Here is a 17,398-nt window from a genome sequence, read left to right as displayed (position 1 = left end):
CATATCGGCTCATGCCAGCTCCTGGCAGCGAGCCGTCCTGCGGGCCTGCTGCATACCATACCCAGGTCGGCATCGCCGCGACCCGTCTTCGCAGGCACAGCAAAGAAGCATGGACAAATTTCTCAACGCCGACGCAGTCATTTGAAACCTTGTTTCCCGACGAAATTCAGCGTGCCGTACCCCTTTGAGGGAGTTTTTGAGACTTTGGCGGACGACTTGATCGCGTGTTGACTGCGACTTCTCCTCTGGGGCATTTTTGAGACTTTGTTCCCCGCTCCCTCTCGGCAGATGAGGCGGCACGGGAACACTTGCGCCGCGCGCCAATTGAAGCACGGCGCGGGGTTGACTGAACCCTTTGTGTCTTTACATTTACCATGCTCTCAATGTGGCGTACAAAGGATCGTCGTGACACCAGACCGACGTTTGTCATGTCGCTTGTTTTGCGATGGCTCCAGGAGGCAGGATGACGTTTCGCCCCAATGGCTTCTCCCGCGTGCGGTGCGCGCAGCCGGGCCCAGGCCCCCGCAGCGCCGCGCGCGCCTGAGGCGGCTGAGCCGTCCGCACGACCTCCATGACCTTGGAAACGCTCCCTCCCCTTCTGGCCCAGGCGCTCGAGACGGACAACAGCCAGTCCGAGCGCACCCATCTGCAAAGGCTGCAGCGGCTGTTCTCGATCAGCTATGCGGTGGTCATTCTCGTCACGCTGGCGCTGTTCGGCCTGTACGCCCTCCAGCACTGGCGCAATGAGCGGCAGAAGCTGAACCACCGCCTGGCTTTCAACGCGCAGCTGCTGGCGGGCGCCACGGACGGACGGCTGCAGCAATACGCAGTCCTGTCGGACAGTCTGGCGATGAGCATCCGGCGCAACCCGCGCTTGCTGAATGATGCGTCGGCCCTGCAACTCCGCCTGCGTCAGGCCCAGGCGGCGCTTGAGGGCATCACGGTCATCCGCGTGGTCGACGCCGACGGGCAGATCCTGGGATCGACGGCCCCGCTCGGCCCCAGCTTCGAGCTGCGCAACAACCCGCTGATCTGGACCCAGCTGCTCAACGCGCAACAAAGCGGCCACATGGTGGTGGGGCCGCTCGTGCGTCTGCCCACGATGAACCGGCGGGTCTTGCCCCAGCTTCAGTTCTACCCGGCAAGCGGCGAAACCCCGGCCTTCTGGATCGGCATCGGCATCGAGCGCATGGCGTTCAACCGTCTCTGGGTCAGTCTGGCCCGCCAGAATCAGCGGGACGATGCCTTGCGCGAAGCCGAGGGATTTCTGCTGGTGCGGCAGGATGGCTATGTGCTGGCGCGCTGGCCGGACGTGCCGCGCGACCGCATCGACGCGTTCTACGGGCACCCGCAGACCGGCGCGCTGGTGCGCTCGCTGCAGGATCATCCGGACAAGGCGGAGATGTCCTTCGCCGGCGTGGTGCACTCGGTAAACCAGAGGCGCGTGGGCTATTGGATCCGCATCCAGCCGAACGCGCCCGATCTGGCCGTGGCGGTTTCGCTGCCCTACGCGACCCTGGTCGCAGCCTACTGGACGTCGTTGATCCCCACCCTGGTGGCAGCCCTCGCGCTGCTGACCATCCTGGCCCTGACCTATCTATTCCTGCTCGGACGGATGCGGGCCGAGTCGCTGGCCATCGACGAGCGCCACGAAACCCTGCTGTCCTACAACGAACACCTGCGGCAGCTGGCCGAGCGCGACTATCTCACCAAGCTGCCCAACCGCCGCTACCTGATGGCCCAGCTGGGCCGCCTGAGCGACGCCGCCCAGCGTGAACGCGGCCAGCGGTTTGCGGTGGGCATTCTCGACCTCGACGATTTCAAGCGGGTGAATGACACCTACGGCCACCATGAGGGCGACCAGTTTCTCAAGATCCTGGCCTCCAAGCTGCAGAACGTGCTGCGCGACGACGACACCCTGGTCCGCCTGGGGGGCGACGAGTTCGCCGTCATCCTGCACCACATCGCCCAGGAGCGCGACGCCCTGAACGCCTGCCAGCGTCTGCTCGACAGCGCGCGCACCCTGATCGAACTCAGCAACCAGAACGCCATTCAGGTCACCGCCAGTCTGGGCCTGGCCATCTGGCCCGACGACGGCATGGCGCCCGATGCCCTGCTACGCCACGCCGATCAGGCGATGTATGCCGCCAAGCAGGCGGGCAAGAATGTGCTGCAGCGCTACCAGCCCGACATGGAAGCCCAGGCCCAGGCCCGACAAAATGCCTACGACCTGCTGGAACAGGCGCTGAGCCAGCAGTGGCTCAGCCTGCACTACCAGCCCATTCTGTGCATCAGCGGCGCCGAGGCCGGGCGCATCACCGGGGTGGAGGCGCTGCTGCGCATCCGCCACCCCGAACAAGGCGTGCTCGCGGCGCAGACCTTCATCAGCGCGCTCGATGCGCCGCATCTGGCCCGCCCCGTCGGCCGCTGGGTGCTGCAGCAGGCCATGGGCCAGGCGCAATACTGGAATGCGCAGGGCCTCAACCTGGGCATGATGGTCAATATCAGCGCGGTGCATTTTCTTTCGCCAGACTGGCTGAGCGACCTCAGCGAAGCGCTTACCGCCCATCCCGGCCTGCAACCCGCGCAGGTCAAGATCGAGATCACCGAATCCGGCGCCCTGCGCGATCTCGATGTGGCCGCACGGGTGATGATGAACAGCACCCATGCCGGGGTGCGCATCGCGCTCGACGATTTCGGCCAGGGCGAAACCACGCTGCGCTATCTGCAGCGCCTGCCCGCGCACACCATCAAGATCGACCAGAGTTTCGTGCGCGACATGATCGACGATCCGCACGACTACGCCATCGTCGTCGGCCTGCTCGACATGGCCTCCCTCATGGGCCTGATCACGGTAGCCGAGGGCGTCGAAGGCGATGGCGCCATGCAGCTTCTGGCTTCGCTGGGCTGCACCCATGCGCAGGGCTACGGCATCGCCCGCCCCATGCCCGCCGAGGCGTTGCCCGGCTGGATTGCACAGTGGCAGCCCCCCACCTTTCCCAAGCCCATCATGCGGGTCATGCCCAATCTGCCCGAAATCCAGCGGCAGCGGTTCTTGCGACTGCGCGCCGCAGCACAGGGCGATGGCGAGTTCCCGCAGAACGTGATGATGCGCGATGCCGAGCGCTACTGCCACCTCGGCCAATGGCTGAACGGATCGGGGCAGTTCTTCTATGGCGCCGACCCGCGCTATGCCGATTTCCACCGCCGCCATGCCTTGATCCACGAGCTGGCGCGCCGCGCCCGCGCGGCGGCCGACGCGGGCGATCACAAGCTGGCCCTGCAGCTCGTCCTCAACGCGCAGGCGATCAACGACGCGCTTCTGCAGGATCTTCAAACCTTGGCCACCACGACACCGCCGAGCGGGGCCTGAAGACTTGTGCCGCCCTGACGGCGACCCCATCCCCCTGCTGAGAGGGATTGAAGCGCCCGGATCCGCCCCATAGACTGGCCCGGATCCGTTTCGTCCGTCGGCCCCGTTCGTCCATGCCCGCCATGTCCCGCCTGTCACAGCGCCCCGATCGACGCGAGACAAGCCGCGCTATGGTGCTGCTGCTCGGCGCGATGCTCATGCTGTGGCTGAGCGCGTGCACCCGGGCCGCCGCCGTGGGCGACGATGAGCCGCTGGTCGTTCTGGTGCCGTCCGACCTCACGCACCAGGATCTGCGGGCAGCCTTGCTGGCTTACCCCGAATCCGGACGGCGGCTGGAACCGGGCGCCGTCGCCGCCGTGCCCGATGCCCAGTTCCAGGTGGTCAACGGCAGCAATCTGGGCATCAGCGAAAACGCACTCTGGGTGCGGGTGCGGCTGTTCCGCAGCGCCCAGGCGCCAGACCAACTGGTGCTGCAGCTCGGACGCCCGGTCTGGCGCGAGGCCGACGCCTATCTGCTGCCGACCGATCTGGCCAACGCCAGCGGCGAACGTCCGCCCGGCATCGGGCAGCTCCGCGCCTTGCATTCGCGTTACACCGCCTATGCCTTCGAACTGCCCGAAGGGTCGAGCACCCTGTTGATCCGCGTGGCGCAATACGGCGCGCTCACGCCGGAATTTCAGCTCTGGGACGCAACGACCTTCCGCCACCATGCGGTGGACGACGCGCTGCTTCAGGGCCTGTTCTACGGCATGGTGGTGGCGCTGCTGATCTACAACGCCTTTCTGTTTCTCAGCACCCGTGACCGGGCCTACTTCGCCTACATCCTGTGGCAGTCGGCCACCCTGTTCTACATGCTGGCGATTTCCGGCGTGGGCCAGCACCAGCTCTGGCCGGGCACGCCCGTCTGGAACGGCATCGGGCTGGTGGGCGGACTGTCGCTGATGTGCGCCGGAGGCCTGTATTTCATCCGCGCCTACCTGCTGCTGCCGCGCTACGCACCGCGAACCGATCTGGCCCTGCAGATCGTGCAGTGGCTGGCCATCACCCTCGCGGTGGCGGTGCTGCTGCCCAACAGCGGCTGGATGCTCATTCCCGCGCAGGCCGTCGCCGCAGCCGCCCTCGTCTTGATCGCGTGGGCGGCGGTCGTGCGCTGGAAGCAACGCTTCATGCCCGCCATCATCCTGCTGGTCAGCCTGCTGCCCCTGTTGATCGTCGGCTTCGCCAACATCGGCCGCACCCTGGGCTGGCTGCCCGAGACCTTTCTCACGTCCGACGCGCTGCAATGGGTCTCGGTCCTGCTGGCGCTGGTGTTGACCTACGGCCTTTCGGTGCGCGTGGCGCAATTGCGCGAGCGCGCCACCAAGCTGCAGGACCTGCTGCTCAAAGATCCGCTCACCGGCCTGCTCAACCGCAACGGCCTGTTCGACAGCGGCCAGCGCCAGCTCGACCGCACACACGACAGCCAGGCTTTTGCCGCGGTGCTGTGGATCGATCTCGACGGCCTCAAACGCATCAACGATCAGTTCGGTCATGCCGCAGGCGACGCCTTGATCCAGGCGACCTCGGCCCGGTTGCGCGAGGCCTTCGGCCCGGACGCGGTGTGCGCGCGACTGGGGGGCGACGAGTTCGCCATCGTGCTGCCCAACCTGCCCTCGCCGCGACTGGCCGAGGAGCTTGCGGCGCACGCACTCGAAAGGCTGCGCGCGCCCTACGCCCTGTCGGGCAAGGAGTTCCGCGCCTCGGGCAGCATCGGCGTGGCGCTGTACCCCACGCACGCCCTGACCCTGGAGGATCTGCTGCGCCAGGCCGACGTGGCCATGTATCACGCCAAGGGCCGCGGACGCGATACCTATGTGGTGTGGGCCTCGGAGATGGAGGCAGACGTGCAGACCTCGCTGTTCCAGTTCACCCGCCCCGGCCGACCTTGAGCCGGCAGCGCCGAACCCCTTCACCCCGCAGGGCTGTTATGGACAAGCGCCGCGGCGCCCCGCACACTGCCTGCAAACAACCCAGGGAGACCACGATGTTCCGATCGATCTGCCTCGCACCGCGAACCCTCGGCCTGTGCGGCGTCTTCGCGTTCGCTGTGTGGCATCCGGCACAGGCCGCCGACGCCGCCGCGCCGCATGCCGTGCCCCCGATCTTCGTCGGCGCCAATGTGGCGCAGGGACAGAAGTACTACACCGACCTCAAGTGCGCCGCCTGTCACGCCGAGCGCATGATGGGCTCGACCTCGGCGATGTACACCCGCCCGGACCGCAAGGTGCACAACCCCAAACAACTGATGGCGTTCACCCAGATGTGCGTCACCCAGCTCAACCACGACCTGTTTCCGGAAGAGGTGAAGGACATCGCCGCCTACCTCAACCAGACGTATTACAAGTTCAAGTAGCCGGGGCCTCAGCGCGCGACGGCAGAGGCCGTGCCCGCGGGCTGCTGGGTAATGAGACCGATGCGGCTCAGGCCCGCGTTCTGCGCCGCACCCATCACCTGCGCCACGTCGCCGTAGGGCACGGCGGCATCGGCACTGAGGTGAACCTCGGTCTTGGGCGACTGCTTTGCCGCGGCGGCAAAGCGCGCCTTGAGCCGATCGAACGTGATCGCCTTGTCGGCGAGATAGAGCTGACCGTCCTTGCGCAGCCCGACATTGAGCATCGTGGGCACCTGCTGCGCCGCCGGGGCCTCGACCTTGGGCAGATCGAGCTTCAGGCTGCCGGTGAGCAAGGGTGCGGTGATGATGAAGATCACCAACAACACGAGCATGACGTCGATCAGCGGCGTCATGTTGATGTCGCTCATCGCCTCGGCCTCATCACCCTGATCAAAACGGCCGAAGCTCATGACGCGCGGCCCTCAGAGAACGGGGCTGGCCGCAAGAAGCCGCTGCAGATCGTGGGCAAAGCCCTCGAGCGCACCCTGCACGCGACGGGCGCGCTTGCTCAGGGCGTTGTAGGCCAGCACGGCGGGAATGGCCACGGCCAGACCGGCCGCGGTCATGATGAGCGTTTCCCCCACGGGCCCCGCCACCTTGTCGACGCTGATCTGCCCGCTCGCGGCGATCGCCGTCAGCGCGTGGTAGATCCCCCAGACCGTACCGAACAGGCCGACGAAGGGCGCCGTGCTGCCCACGCTGGCCAGCAGCACATGGCCTGCCTGCAGGCGTCGCTGCGCCGCCTGCAGGGCATCGCGCAATTCACGGGTGACGCGATCTTCGTGCGATTGCCAGCGATGCGCGGTATCGGGCCGCGCCAGCCGCGACGCAGTCTCGGCCATAAGGCTGGACAGGCCCTCGGGGTCGGCCGCCTGCGTGGCCCCCACCCCCTGCAGCGCGGAGGGCGCGCCCCAGTAGGCAGCAATGCCGGCCGGTACCCGCCGCACGGCACGCCCGAGCAGCGCCGCCTTCCACAGAATGACAAACCAACTCGCCACCGACATGGCGAGCAAGAGTAGCGCCACGAGGTGACTGAGCGCGTCGCCCTGCTGCCAGAATTGTGCAAGCCCTCCCATGCGCGGCGTCAGACGGCGTGAACAGATTCGGCGTGGCCGAGCAGCGCATGCTGCGGGTTCCAGACAAGGCGCAAAGCACAGCCGTGCCCGTTGGCACAGCGCACCTTTGCAACGCCGAATGAGGCTCGCAGGGCGCGATGAGCGGTCGCGGCGGATCTGTTCACGCCTTCTCGCCCTTGAAGCCCAGCACGTCCTGCATGTCGAACAGGCCGTGGGTTTGGGTGGAGAGATAGCGCACAGCGCGCAGACTGCCCTGCGCATAGGTGGCGCGGCTGCTCGAGCGGTGGGTGATTTCGATGCGCTCGCCGGTGCCCGCGAACAGCACGGTGTGATCGCCCACGATGTCGCCGCCGCGCACGGTGGCGAAACCGATGGTGGACGGATCGCGCTCGCCGGTCACCCCTTCGCGGCCATAGACGGCGCATTGCTTGAGATCACGTCCCAGCGCGCCCGCCACGACTTCGCCCATTTTCAGCGCGGTGCCCGAAGGTGCATCGACCTTGTGGCGGTGATGGGCTTCGATGATCTCAATGTCATAGCCCTGCGCCAACGCACGCGCCGCCTGCTCCAGCAGCTTGAACACCACGTTCACGCCGATGCTCATATTGGGCGCCATGACGATGGCGATGCGCTGCGACGCGGCGCGGATGCGGGCGAGCTGCGCATCGTCGAATCCTGTGGTGCCGATGACCATGGCCACGCCCGCCGCCTCGCATGCGGCCAGGTGGGCCATGGTGCCTTCGGGCCGGGTGAAGTCGATGAAGTAGCGCGCATGCTGCAACGCTGCATGCAGATCGGAACGGATGGCCACGCCCGTGTGCACCCCGGCGAAGGCCCCGGCGTCCTGCCCCAAGGCCGGACTGCCGGGCATGTCGAGCGCCGCGCTGACGCTGCAATCGGGCGCGGCCAGCACGGCCTCGATGAGCGTGCGGCCCATGCGCCCACTGGCGCCGGCAATGGCGATGCGATGCGGTGCGGTGAGAGGCGTACTCATACGGCGGCGCCTAGGCTCACTGAGCGCCCGGCGCGGATGCGGCCGCGCTCGCGGCCGGCGCCACCAGGGGCGCGGCGTTCTGCAGCGCGGCGATTTCGGACTGCGGCGCATACACGGTCAGGTTGCCAGGCTGCGATGCCGTGGCCTGCGGCCGCTTGGTTTGCGCGAACTTCTTGTCGGCCGCGGCGATCTCGGCCTGCAATTGCGCTTCGGTCAGCGATTTGGGTTTGCGACCCCCATCGCGAAGCGCATTGATCTGGGCGACAAACTCTTCCTCGGAAGGCAGCGGATCGCCATCGGCGCGAACCATCTTGCCGTCCTTGTCGAAAGAGACCGTGAACCGTCGCACGACCGGCTCCTGATACCCCTGTCGCAGGCTGAACACATACTCCCATCGATTCTGATTGAAGATGGTGCCCAACAGCGGTGTGCCCATGATGGCCTGCACCTGCGCCTTGGTCATGCCGGGTTTGAGTTCCTCGGCCATTTCGCGCGAGACGAAGTTGCCCTGAATGACATCGGCGCGATAGGGTTTGAACATCGAGGTCATGTCGCGCTGGGTGGCCGTGCTGCCGCAGCCGCCCAGCAAGGCCGTTGCGCTCACCGCCAAAGCCAGGGCCGCAAACGCCGCGCCCCGCCGACCACCAGACGGCTGGCGCCGGTTCGGATCATGGGGTTCGGGGGTACGAAAAAGGGAATGAAACCGCATCGGGACTCTCGCGTGGTCAACGCGGCCGGGGTCGTTTAACATCGGCGCATTCTACTGAATACGGTCTCGTTTCCCATGGCTCAGAGCAATGCACAGGGTTTGCGCAACACCGGCCTGAAAGTGACTCAGCCGCGCCTGCGCATCCTGGAAATCTTCCAGAAGGGCACGCAGCGCCACATGACGGCGGAGGACGTGTACCGTGTGCTGCTCGACGAGCAGCAGGACATCGGCCTGGCCACGGTTTACCGCGTGCTGACCCAGTTCGAGCAGGCCGGCATCTTGCTGCGCAGCAACTTCGAGTCGGGCAAGTCGGTGTTCGAAATCAACGAAGGCAAACACCACGATCATCTGGTCTGCCTGGACTGCGGCCGGGTGGTGGAGTTCTTCGATCCCGAGATCGAGCGGCGGCAGAAAAAGATCGCCAGCGAACAGGGCTTCGAGCTGCAGGAGCACTCGCTGTCGCTCTACGCCAGCTGCGCCAAGAAGCCCGAATGTCCGCATTACAGCAAGGCGGATCACGCCCCGCTGGCTGCGCGCCCGCACGAGTAAGTGCCCGGGTGGGCAAAACCCGCGGCGGCATCCCCGCCTCAGCCGCTACCGCTCAATCATCGCCGTCCTGCATGGCCTGGCGCTGGCGCTCCTGAAACTCGCGCAGCGTGTCGATGCCCCGCAGCTGCAGGATGGTGTTGCGCACCGCCGACTCGACCAACACGCCGAGATTGCGCCCGGCTTCCACCGGAATCATCACCTTGCGGATCGGCACGCCCAGCACGTCCTCATCCAGATTGCCCGCGGGCAAGCGGTCGAAGGTGCGATCGAGCACCTCGCGGCGGATCAGGTGGCAGATGAGCTTGAGCCGCATCTTGCGGCGCACCGCCGTCTCGCCGAAGATCGTCTTGATGTCGAGCAGGCCGATGCCCCGCACTTCCAGCAGGTTCTGCAGCAGCGGCGGACAACGGCCCTCGATGGTGTTCTGCGCCACGCGCAGCAGATCGACGCAGTCGTCGGCCACCAGGCCGTGACCGCGGGTGATGAGGTCCAGCCCCAGCTCGCTCTTGCCCAGGCCGGACTCGCCGGTGATGAGCACGCCCAGGCCGAGAATGTCCATGAACACGCCGTGCTGGGTGATGCGGTTGGCGAAATGCTTGGACAGATAGGCGCGCAGCACGTCGATGGTGAAGGCCGCCGTCTCGGCGGTGCGAAACAACGGCACCTGCGCCGCATTGCACTCGTCGATCAGGCAGGGCGGCGGCTCCTTGCCGTCTGCCAGCACCAGCGCGGGCGGCTCCAGCCCGATGATGCGGCGGATGCGGCGCAGCCGGTCTTCCTGATGGGAGTTGTTGAGGTAGTCGACCTCGCGCCAGTCCAGGATCTGCACCCGAAACGGGTGGATGTAATTCAGATAGCCGACCAGGTCCGCTCCCGACGTGGCGCCCTCGACGGCGGCCATGTCGAAGCGGCGCTCGGGATTACTCTGCCCCGCGATCCACTGCCACATGAGTTGTGCTGCATTGGCCTCGAACAGGCGTTCGGCGGCGAGGGTGGAGGCTTTCAACTCAGAGGATCAGATTCAGAGGCTGGCCAACGCGGCACGCCGGACGGCAACAGGCCCGACATGGCGCTCAGGCCGCCGTCTGCAAGGGTGCCCAGACGCTGATGCGATGATGCAGCGCGGCAGCGTCGGCTTCGCTCAGAAGCTGTTCGCGCAGATCGGTATCGGAGAGCATTTCGGCAATGGTGGAGAGCAATTCCAGATGCTTGGCGTTGGCGCTCTCAGGCACCAGCAACACGACGAGCAAGGCCACCGGCAGATTGTCCGGCGCCTCGAAGGCGATGGGCTGATGCAGGCGGATGACGGCCGCGCTCGGCTGTTTGAGCCCCTTGATCCGCCCATGGGGAATCGCCACGCCCTGGCCCAGCCCGGTGGAGCCCAGCCGCTCGCGGGCGAACAGATTGTCGGTGATCAGCGCCCGGTTGAGGCCAAGACTGTTTTCGAACAACAGGCCGGCATACTCGAACGCGCGCTTCTTGCTGCTGACATCCACATCGAGTTGAACGTGGGTCGGCGGCAGAATCTGGGCAAGACGGTTCATGGGATCGTGCTTGTGCCAATGAGGACAGCGAGTGTAAACGTGTTTTGAGGCAGTCCGTCACCACCCCGAAGCCGGTCGGCGCAGGGCGCCTCCCGGTTTCGGGGCCAGCTCAGAAAGGCTGGGCAGGATCAACTCGCGAGGTGTTTGCCCGCCGTGGCCTGATGGTCACGCAGACGGTTCTTGTGCTCCACCACCTGTCGGTCGAGTTTGTCGACCAGGGTGTCAATGGCTGCGTAGAGGTCTTCATGCTGACTTTCGCAAAAAATCGATTTGCCCTTGACCATCAGATTGCATTCGGCATGCTGGCGCTTTTCCTTCTCCTTGAGTTTTTCCACGCTGAGTAGCACGTTCACATTCACCACTTGATCGAAGTGTCGCACCACGCGATCGAGCTTGGTCTCGACATACGTGCGCAGCGAGGGGGTGACATCCAAATGGTGGCCGCTGATGGTCAGATTCATAGTGAGGCTCCTGATTTCGGAAAGGAAAAAACGGCAGGGCAAAAAACCTTGCCAGGACGCTGTCTGTGGTGGAAGGACCTCCTCTTTGGTGCACGCCGGGACATGCCGAACGCGCGTTATGTGGTGGATCTGTTGGTTTCAGTGTGCTACCGCCCCCCGCCAAAATCAAGCCCCGACCCGGCGCCGTCAACGGGTTTTTGATGACAGGCTCCAAAACGTGCAAAGGTTCACACTTTGCCCCGCGCCAAGGCGTCGCAACGGATGAAAAAAAGGACAAAAAAATCGCTCCGGCCTCACGGCGGGAGCGAAGGAAGAACCAAACTGCGTGTAATCGCTACAAATCAAGCCGGTTTCGGGGGGGACACCGGTTTGAATCCGTAGCCTTCGAAGATCTTCAACGCAGCAGGCGAACGCAGGAACTCGGCCCACATCAGACCGGCCTGGGGATGGGCCGCACCCTTGACCACGGCCGCGGCATAGATTGCGGTGGTGTTCTGATCGGCAGGAATCGGCACATGGCTGATGGCATGACCCACCTTCTCCTGGAAAATCGCTTCGGACTTCCAGGTCACACCCGCCTGCGCCACGCCCTGCATCAGAAAGAGCGGCGTCTGCCGATGGTGGATATGGGTGAGCACCGTCTCGCCATTCTTCACCTTGGTGTCGTAAACCATCTGCTCCAGCGCATCGCCACCGGCCTTTTTGAGCGACGCCTCGATCTGGCGCGCCACCCCTTCCCAGGCCGGATTGGGCATGGACAGCGTGACCCCCGGCTTGCCCAGATCGGCCAGACCGGTGATGTGCGCCGGATTGTCCTTGGGCACCATGATCGTGAGATCGTTGCTCACATAGGGAATGGCCTCGCCGGTGAGCATGCCATCCTGAATGCCCGCCTTGACCTTCTTCAACCCTGCGGCATACACATCGGGCTTGACCGTCCAGGTCATATTGCCCACGGTCACCGTGCCGCCGGCCTTCATCTGCTTGAGCAGGATGCCAGGGGGCAGGGTTTCGTAGAACACGCGCCCCTTGAGCTCCGGATGCTCCTTCTCAAAAGCCTGGACCAGCGGCGCCATCGCAAAGTAATAGTTGCCCGCCACGAAAATCACCAGCTTGGGATGATCGAGATTGCCGTGAAAGTCGGGCAGGTCGTTGATCTCGGGAACGGTGAATTCCAGACCCTTGTTCAGCGCCGGATTGTTGGCACCATGCTGCCAGGGCGGAAAGACCGTTTCCTTGTACTGCGGGGCATGCACCTTGCCGTGCCAGAGCGGGTCGGCCTGCTGCGCGTGGGCGAACACCGGCAAGGCCAGCAAGAGTGCGGCCAGAAGTGGCTTGCGTGAAGGGGAAGGGGTGAGGCGCATCTTGGTCTCCTTTGTGTGTTTTTGGGATCGGACCTCAGGCGTAGCGATAGCCTGCGTCCTCAAGCTCCACCAGGGTGGCTACGATCCCTGGCGTGAGCACCACGCCCGGAGCCAGGTGGTTGGTGAACTCGGCCGCCATCTGTTCGTGCGAAACCTTGTCGGGATTGTTGCCGGTGGCCTGCAGATGGCCGGTGAATTCCCAGATGGCGTTGTGGCAGGCCAGGAACACGGCGCCGCGTTGCTGCAGCACGGTGATGCTGTTGTCGGCCGGCGAATACACGCCTTTGGGGTCTTCGATGGCCCCCGGATCGGCGACGGCCGCGAGCGGTGTCTTGAGCCAGGTATTGGTCTTGTCCTTGCCTTTGGTCATGGCACCCAGCTGGTACTTTTCCCAGATCGCATCGTCGAACAGAGCGATGTGCGCGGCGCCGTGCGTGGCCGACACCGCGAGAAAATCGGGATGCTTGAACGACCAGACCTGAGCGTTCATCGCATTGCGCATCAGGTTCAGCCAGGGGCCTTCGAGCTGGGTGTTGTTCCAGACCTGCTTGGGCCGGCCGGCGTAGGCGAGCACCAGATCCAGCGCCTCGCTGTCCCATTCGTCGCGGTTCTGCAGAATCATCTGCGTGGTCTTGAAATCGCGGCGGCGCGGCGCGGCCGCGAGCTTCTTGCCCAGCTCGGCCAAGGTGGAGGCGCCTTTCGGCATGAAACGCTCCTGAGCCGCTGCGGCCTGGGCCGTTTTCGAGCCAAGCGTGGCCAGTCCAAGGCCGGTGACAAACGTGGATTGCAGCGCCAGGCGGCGCGAAGTGGGGGAGGATGCCATGGGAAGTGCTCCAGAAAGATGGCGCGTCAGCTGCGCGCTTCAACAGCCCGACAAGATAGGGCCATGCCTTCCTCAAGACCAACGGATATTTATGCTGACATCAACCTGCGGGATCGATGAATCCGACGTGGCTCAGTGCGCGACAGACTTGGAAAACAGATGGATCACCAGCACGCCGGCCAGAATCAGCCCCAGGCCGATGAGCGCCGCCAGATCGAGCGACTGACGGTAGACCACATAGCCGATCAGGGTGATGAGCACGATGCCCACGCCCGACCACACCGCATACGAAATGCTCATGGGGATGGTCTGCATGGTGCGCGACAGCAGATAGAAGGCCAGCGCATAGGCCACTACGACCACGAGCGACGGCGCCAGCCGCGTGAAGCCGTGGGTTGCCTTGAGCGCGGTGGTGCCGATGACCTCGGCCGCAATGGCGCCGAACAGAAAGAACCAGGATTGCATGACGGCAGCATACCCCGCCGCGGCAGGCGGGGGTCTCGGTCAGCCTGTCCTTAAAGCGTGCCGTGCTGGATCAGTTCGATCTTGTAGCCGTCGGGGTCTTGCACGAAGGCGATGATGGTGCTGCCGCCGGCCACGGGCCCGGCCTCGCGCGTGACCTTGCCGCCCGCCGCCTTGATGCGCGCGCAGGCCGCGGCGGCATCGTCCACGCCCAGGGCGACGTGGCCGTAGGCCGTGCCGAGGTCGTAGTGATCAACGCCGTAGTTGTAGGTCAGCTCCAGCTCGGCCTGCGCCGGGTTGGGTTCGAAGCCCAGAAAGGCCAGGCTGTATTTCTGCTCGGGGCGGTCGGTGGTGCGCAGCAGCTTCATGCCGATCACCTCGGTGTAGAAATCGACGGAGCGCTGCAGGTCGCCGACGCGCAGCATGGTGTGCAACAGACGCATGATGAATCCTGTGAGTTCGGGAATGGGTCGCAAGCGTAGCGCGCCGTTGGTCTTGGCGTTGGGCGCGGGGCGAATGGACATACACCGTTCGGATTCGCCGCGAATCGACCCTGCAGGGCCCTACAGAATGGGGCCGACGATGGCCAGGGCGTTCTGCCACAGCCGCCTTCCAGCCCGCCAGGCAAGCACGTCATCCAGGGTGATGCGACGGCTGCTGGCGAGGTAATGCGCCTGGCGCGCGTGCAGCGCCGCCGTGAGCGCCTCGTCGCGCACGAGGAGGTTGTTCTCGTAGTTCAGATCGAAGCTGCGCCGGTCCATATTGGCCGAGCCGATGAGGGTGAGACGTCCGTCGATGGTGAGGGTCTTGGCATGCAGCAGCCCGGGGCCGAACTCGTGCAGCTGCACGCCGGCCTCGAGCAGCGCTCGGTAATGGCTGCGGGAGGTCGCGCCCACGGCGAAATCGTCGTTGCGGGCCGGCAGGATCAGCGTGGTGGACACGCCGCGATTGGCCGCGGCGCACAGCGCGGCCTGCAGGGCGGGCCCGGGCACGTAATAGGGTGTGGTGATGACCAGCTCGCGCCGCGCGGCAAAGATCAGCGACTCGAACAGCTCGGGCATGGCTGCGGCCCGGTCGGTCGGTCCGGTGGCAATGACCTGCGCGGCAAAGCCTCGGCTTGCGGGCGGCATCGGCTCGGTCAGCATGGCCGTCAGATCGTCTCCGCCATGCCCCATCCAGTCGGTGGCGAAGAGGTGCTGGTTCTGCCGCGCCACAGGACCTTCGAACCGCAGGAACACGTCCACCCAGGGACCGTACTTCGCCTTCGGCAGGAAGGCCGGATCGGCGCAGTTCTGGCTGCCGCAGTAGGTCAGTCGGTTGTCGATCACCACGAGCTTGCGGTGGTTGCGCAGATCGATGCGTCCCCGCAGCGCCCGCAACAGCGGATTGCCCACGGGCAACGCCCGCCGCACGCGCACGCCCGCGTCCGCCAGAGCAGGCCACTGCGCGCTGCGGATGAAGCTCCGCGAGCCGAGATCGTCCACCAGCGCGCGGCAGGCCACACCGCGCCCGGCCGCGCGGCGCAGGGCCTCGGCCACGCGGCGGCCATTGCGATCGTCCAGCCAGATGTAGAAGATGAGATGCACGCTGTGCCTGGCCGCGTCGATGTCGGCCACGAGGTGGTCGATCGCCGCGTCCGAATCGGCCATCAGCTCGGCGCGGTTGCCGCCGACGGCCGGGTAGCCGCTGATCGACATGCCCAGGCGGAACAGCGGCGCGTCGTCGGCATCCGCCAGCGCCTCCCCCATCGGCCAGCCAGGCGCCGTCTCGGGCCGAGGCAGGGCGCGGGCGATGGCGCTCAGCCGCGCCGCGCGCCGACGACCGATATTGGTGGTGCCCAGCAGCAGATAGGCCAGCACGCCCAGGTAGGGAAAGGCCACCAGCATCAACAGCCAGGCAGCGCGTGATTCGGGTTGGCGATGCGGCCGCAGCAGCACATGCGCAGCGCAGGTCAACGTCAGCACCAGATGCGACAGAAAGAAGAGCATGGCTAAAAGAGGCTCAACCTCTTAGTCCCAGGGCGGCAAGGTGGTCTGCCGCAAGTGCTGACGCGCCTCGCGAAACTCGGGATAGAGCCATCCCACATGGGCCCAGAATCGCGGGCTGTGGTTCATCTCGCGCAGGTGCGCCACCTCGTGCGCCACGACATAGTCCACCAGTCGCGGGCTGAAGTGCAGCAGACGCCAATGCAGGCGGATGCTGCCGTCACTGGTGGCGCTGCCCCAGCGGGTGGTGGCCTGGCTGAGCCCGACCCGGCGCACCTGCACGCCCAGCTGCTGGGCAAAGTGCGCGGTGCGGGCGGTGAACAGCGCCAGCGCTTGCCGCTGCATCCAGGCCGCCACGCTGTCGCGCACACGGTCGGCCGCGCTGCCGTGCGGCAGCGGCAGATGCAGCTCGCCGGTGTCGGGCGTGTGGCGCAGCACCGTATCGCCGCGCACGCGCAGCAGCAGCGTGCCGCCGAGGTAGGGCAGGCGCCCGCCGTCGGACCAGTCGATGCGCGCAGCCCCGAGGGCCTGCAGGCGGGCGGCGCGCTGCTGCAGCTTGCGGACCACCCACGCCGCATGGCCGGCGACGAAGGCTTTGACAACCGTCAGCGTGGCGCTGCGCGGCGCCATCACCCGCACGCCGCGGTCGTCCACGCGCAGCGCCAGCGTGCGGCGGGCCGCCCGGTGCAGCGACCAGTCGAAGCGATGGATGCCGTCGTCATGGCGCTGCAACGGCGCCGTCTGGACGGGCTGCTGGGGCGGCGGCGTGGGCACCGGGGGCGGAGGGACGGCCACGGGGAGGGCCGCCGCCATCGGCACAGGCTCGGGCTCGGCCCAATCGAACAGGCCGAGCTGCGCCGCGCCCGCCACGGGCGCATGGCCGGGGCTTTCAGTGCGAGGCATGCGCGTAGGCCTGCGGGTCGAGACGGCGCATCTCGGCCTCGATCCATTGCTCGACTTCGGCCATCAGCTCGGCCGGCTGACGACCTTCGGGCGATAAGGGCTTGCCGATGGAGACATCGACTACGCCCGGCGTCTTGATGAACGCCTGCCGTGGCCAGCACCGCGCCGACGTCACGGCGATGGGCACCACCCACGCACCGGTGGCGATAGCCAGCCGCGCACCGCCCGATCTGTATTCACCCTTCATGCCGCGCGCGGTCCGGGTGCCTTCCGGGAACATGATGATCCAGTTGCCCTGTTCGAGAATGCGCTTGCCCTGGCGCTCCACGCGGCGGAAAGCTTCGGCACGCTTGCTGCGATCGATATGCACCATGTCCAGACGGCCCAAGGCCCAGCCGAAGAAGGGCACGTAGAGCAGCTCGCGCTTGAACACATAGGCCAGCGGACGCGGCATGATCAGCGGGAAAGCCAGGGTCTCCCAGGCCGACTGGTGCTTGGCCAGCAGGATGACCGGGCCGTCGGGCAGATTCTCCATGCCCGTGATGCGGCTGCGAATGCCGCAGAGATGGCGCGCACCCCACACCGACAGATGCACCCATCCCAGCGTGAAGCGGTACAGCCGCGTGCCGCGCAGCACCAGCGACAGCGTCACCACCAGCACCGCGTAAGGCACCACGGTGACGATCAGCCAGATCATGTAGAGCAGGGAGCGGAGGAAGCGCAT

General features: G+C 65.9%; 18 protein-coding genes. 4 read left to right on the top strand and 14 right to left on the bottom strand.

The window, feature by feature from the left end; translation table 11 throughout:
- Nucleotides 1-577: 577 nt before the first annotated feature.
- The 3 genes from BVH73_RS08715 to BVH73_RS08705 all read left to right on the top strand — a co-directional run bounded on the left by BVH73_RS08715 (nucleotide 578) and on the right by BVH73_RS08705 (nucleotide 5,765).
- The gene (locus BVH73_RS08715) at nucleotides 578-3,373 is read left to right on the top strand and encodes a putative bifunctional diguanylate cyclase/phosphodiesterase (RefSeq protein WP_169836768.1); all 2,796 of its coding nucleotides are present in this window, start codon (nucleotides 578-580) and stop codon (nucleotides 3,371-3,373) included.
- A 122-nt stretch (nucleotides 3,374-3,495) separates the two neighbouring features.
- Nucleotides 3,496-5,301: a diguanylate cyclase gene (locus BVH73_RS08710; RefSeq protein ID WP_245800298.1), complete on the top strand. Its 1,806-nt coding sequence runs from the start codon at nucleotides 3,496-3,498 to the stop codon at nucleotides 5,299-5,301.
- Nucleotides 5,302-5,396: 95 nt separating this feature from the next.
- Nucleotides 5,397-5,765, top strand: coding sequence for a c-type cytochrome (locus BVH73_RS08705; protein WP_079417891.1), 369 nt, complete (start codon nucleotides 5,397-5,399; stop codon nucleotides 5,763-5,765).
- 8 nt (nucleotides 5,766-5,773) lie between these two features.
- On the opposite strand, the gene BVH73_RS08700 is transcribed toward BVH73_RS08705, so the two are convergent.
- The 4 genes from BVH73_RS08700 to BVH73_RS08685 all read right to left on the bottom strand — a co-directional run bounded on the left by BVH73_RS08700 (nucleotide 5,774) and on the right by BVH73_RS08685 (nucleotide 8,583).
- Entirely contained in the window at nucleotides 5,774-6,214 is a 441-nt protein-coding gene (locus BVH73_RS08700) for an ExbD/TolR family protein (protein WP_079417889.1), read from the bottom strand.
- A 12-nt stretch (nucleotides 6,215-6,226) separates the two neighbouring features.
- The gene (locus BVH73_RS08695) at nucleotides 6,227-6,880 is read right to left on the bottom strand and encodes a MotA/TolQ/ExbB proton channel family protein (protein WP_079417888.1); all 654 of its coding nucleotides are present in this window, start codon (nucleotides 6,878-6,880) and stop codon (nucleotides 6,227-6,229) included.
- Nucleotides 6,881-7,040: 160 nt separating this feature from the next.
- Nucleotides 7,041-7,874, bottom strand: coding sequence for a 4-hydroxy-tetrahydrodipicolinate reductase (dapB, locus tag BVH73_RS08690; RefSeq protein ID WP_079417887.1), 834 nt, complete (start codon nucleotides 7,872-7,874; stop codon nucleotides 7,041-7,043).
- Between the two features lie 16 nt (nucleotides 7,875-7,890).
- Complete coding sequence (locus tag BVH73_RS08685) at nucleotides 7,891-8,583, bottom strand: outer membrane protein assembly factor BamE (RefSeq protein ID WP_079417885.1); 693 nt, start codon at nucleotides 8,581-8,583, stop codon at nucleotides 7,891-7,893.
- 75 nt (nucleotides 8,584-8,658) lie between these two features.
- On the opposite strand from BVH73_RS08685, the gene fur reads away from it, so the two are divergent.
- A complete protein-coding gene (gene fur, locus BVH73_RS08680) occupies nucleotides 8,659-9,132 on the top strand; it encodes a ferric iron uptake transcriptional regulator (RefSeq protein ID WP_079417884.1) in 474 nt (157 codons plus the stop codon).
- Between the two features lie 52 nt (nucleotides 9,133-9,184).
- On the opposite strand, the gene hprK is transcribed toward fur, so the two are convergent.
- The 10 genes from hprK to BVH73_RS08630 form a co-directional block, all read right to left on the bottom strand.
- Nucleotides 9,185-10,138 (bottom strand): HPr(Ser) kinase/phosphatase, encoded by a 954-nt coding sequence (hprK, locus tag BVH73_RS08675; RefSeq protein WP_079417883.1) that lies wholly within the window; start codon nucleotides 10,136-10,138, stop codon nucleotides 9,185-9,187.
- Between the two features lie 67 nt (nucleotides 10,139-10,205).
- Complete coding sequence (locus BVH73_RS08670; protein WP_079417882.1) at nucleotides 10,206-10,676, bottom strand: PTS sugar transporter subunit IIA; 471 nt, start codon at nucleotides 10,674-10,676, stop codon at nucleotides 10,206-10,208.
- 128 nt (nucleotides 10,677-10,804) lie between these two features.
- Nucleotides 10,805-11,137: a ribosome hibernation-promoting factor, HPF/YfiA family gene (gene hpf, locus BVH73_RS08665; RefSeq protein WP_079417880.1), complete on the bottom strand. Its 333-nt coding sequence runs from the start codon at nucleotides 11,135-11,137 to the stop codon at nucleotides 10,805-10,807.
- 341 nt (nucleotides 11,138-11,478) lie between these two features.
- Nucleotides 11,479-12,501, bottom strand: a complete 1,023-nt coding sequence (locus tag BVH73_RS08660; RefSeq protein WP_079417878.1) for a substrate-binding domain-containing protein — start codon at nucleotides 12,499-12,501, stop codon at nucleotides 11,479-11,481.
- Between the two features lie 34 nt (nucleotides 12,502-12,535).
- Nucleotides 12,536-13,324 (bottom strand): thiosulfate dehydrogenase, encoded by a 789-nt coding sequence (gene tetH, locus BVH73_RS08655; protein ID WP_079417876.1) that lies wholly within the window; start codon nucleotides 13,322-13,324, stop codon nucleotides 12,536-12,538.
- Nucleotides 13,325-13,456: 132 nt separating this feature from the next.
- The gene (locus BVH73_RS08650; protein WP_079417874.1) at nucleotides 13,457-13,789 is read right to left on the bottom strand and encodes a DMT family transporter; all 333 of its coding nucleotides are present in this window, start codon (nucleotides 13,787-13,789) and stop codon (nucleotides 13,457-13,459) included.
- 50 nt (nucleotides 13,790-13,839) lie between these two features.
- The gene (gloA, locus tag BVH73_RS08645; protein ID WP_079420468.1) at nucleotides 13,840-14,229 is read right to left on the bottom strand and encodes a lactoylglutathione lyase; all 390 of its coding nucleotides are present in this window, start codon (nucleotides 14,227-14,229) and stop codon (nucleotides 13,840-13,842) included.
- A 120-nt stretch (nucleotides 14,230-14,349) separates the two neighbouring features.
- Nucleotides 14,350-15,774, bottom strand: coding sequence for a cardiolipin synthase (cls, locus tag BVH73_RS08640; RefSeq protein WP_079417872.1), 1,425 nt, complete (start codon nucleotides 15,772-15,774; stop codon nucleotides 14,350-14,352).
- 21 nt (nucleotides 15,775-15,795) lie between these two features.
- Nucleotides 15,796-16,674, bottom strand: coding sequence for a M48 family metallopeptidase (locus BVH73_RS08635; protein WP_079417870.1), 879 nt, complete (start codon nucleotides 16,672-16,674; stop codon nucleotides 15,796-15,798).
- Nucleotides 16,661-17,398: a lysophospholipid acyltransferase family protein gene (locus BVH73_RS08630; RefSeq protein ID WP_079417868.1), complete on the bottom strand. Its 738-nt coding sequence runs from the start codon at nucleotides 17,396-17,398 to the stop codon at nucleotides 16,661-16,663. The genes BVH73_RS08635 and BVH73_RS08630 overlap by 14 nt, the downstream gene beginning before the upstream one ends.

The organism is Thiomonas intermedia (assembly GCF_002028405.1).
Taxonomy (GTDB): Bacteria; Pseudomonadota; Gammaproteobacteria; order Burkholderiales; family Burkholderiaceae_C; genus Thiomonas; species Thiomonas intermedia.
Note: the sequence above shows the minus strand (reverse complement) of the source record. Positions and strands in the feature narration are given on the sequence as shown.

Bases quoted from the DNA above. Each gene is read 5' to 3' on its own strand.
- dapB (WP_079417887.1), bottom strand. From the start codon at position 7,874: ATGAGTACGCCTCTCACCGCACCGCATCGCATCGCCATTGCCGGCGCC.
- BVH73_RS08630 (WP_079417868.1), bottom strand. From the start codon at position 17,398: ATGCGCTTCCTCCGCTCCCTGCTCTACATGATCTGGCTGATCGTCACC.
- tetH (WP_079417876.1), bottom strand. From the start codon at position 13,324: ATGGCATCCTCCCCCACTTCGCGCCGCCTGGCGCTGCAATCCACGTTT.
- BVH73_RS08650 (WP_079417874.1), bottom strand. From the start codon at position 13,789: ATGCAATCCTGGTTCTTTCTGTTCGGCGCCATTGCGGCCGAGGTCATC.
- BVH73_RS08685 (WP_079417885.1), bottom strand. From the start codon at position 8,583: ATGCGGTTTCATTCCCTTTTTCGTACCCCCGAACCCCATGATCCGAAC.
- cls (WP_079417872.1), bottom strand. From the start codon at position 15,774: ATGCTCTTCTTTCTGTCGCATCTGGTGCTGACGTTGACCTGCGCTGCG.
- BVH73_RS08710 (WP_245800298.1), top strand. From the start codon at position 3,496: ATGTCCCGCCTGTCACAGCGCCCCGATCGACGCGAGACAAGCCGCGCT.
- fur (WP_079417884.1), top strand. From the start codon at position 8,659: ATGGCTCAGAGCAATGCACAGGGTTTGCGCAACACCGGCCTGAAAGTG.
- BVH73_RS08700 (WP_079417889.1), bottom strand. From the start codon at position 6,214: ATGAGCTTCGGCCGTTTTGATCAGGGTGATGAGGCCGAGGCGATGAGC.
- BVH73_RS08705 (WP_079417891.1), top strand. From the start codon at position 5,397: ATGTTCCGATCGATCTGCCTCGCACCGCGAACCCTCGGCCTGTGCGGC.
- BVH73_RS08670 (WP_079417882.1), bottom strand. From the start codon at position 10,676: ATGAACCGTCTTGCCCAGATTCTGCCGCCGACCCACGTTCAACTCGAT.
- gloA (WP_079420468.1), bottom strand. From the start codon at position 14,229: ATGCGTCTGTTGCACACCATGCTGCGCGTCGGCGACCTGCAGCGCTCC.
- BVH73_RS08635 (WP_079417870.1), bottom strand. From the start codon at position 16,674: ATGCCTCGCACTGAAAGCCCCGGCCATGCGCCCGTGGCGGGCGCGGCG.
- BVH73_RS08660 (WP_079417878.1), bottom strand. From the start codon at position 12,501: ATGCGCCTCACCCCTTCCCCTTCACGCAAGCCACTTCTGGCCGCACTC.
- BVH73_RS08695 (WP_079417888.1), bottom strand. From the start codon at position 6,880: ATGGGAGGGCTTGCACAATTCTGGCAGCAGGGCGACGCGCTCAGTCAC.
- hpf (WP_079417880.1), bottom strand. From the start codon at position 11,137: ATGAATCTGACCATCAGCGGCCACCATTTGGATGTCACCCCCTCGCTG.